This is a genomic window from Acidovorax sp. sic0104, assembly GCF_019219095.1.
Taxonomy (GTDB): Bacteria; Pseudomonadota; Gammaproteobacteria; order Burkholderiales; family Burkholderiaceae_C; genus Acidovorax.
This window is the reverse complement of record NZ_JAHUWH010000070.1, coordinates 1-255: the sequence shown is the minus strand read 5'-3', so window position 1 is coordinate 255 and position 255 is coordinate 1. Positions and strand designations below refer to the sequence as shown.

Annotated in this window: 1 pseudogene; it reads left to right on the top strand. The window is 72.9% G+C overall.

Annotation, left to right across the window (positions count from 1 at the left end):
• Window positions 1-255, top strand: a pseudogene (locus KW835_RS27230) (hypothetical protein); the annotation flags it as partial.

Below are 255 nucleotides of genomic sequence, written 5' to 3'. Positions count from 1 at the left end.
AGCGGCACGCCCGCCGCCACCGGCACGGTGAGCATCGAAGTGACCGCCGACGACGGCCATGGCGGCACCGTGAGCGACAGCTTCGACGTGGTGATCGGCGCCGCACCGGTGGACCCGGAGCCCGAACAGCCAGTCACCCCGCCGGTCACCCCACCAGTGACACCACCCACCCCGGGCGTGCCCGACAACGACGGCATCCCGCCCACCGTGGAAGACCAGAGCCCCGGCATCCCCGGGCCCGATGGCAGCATCACC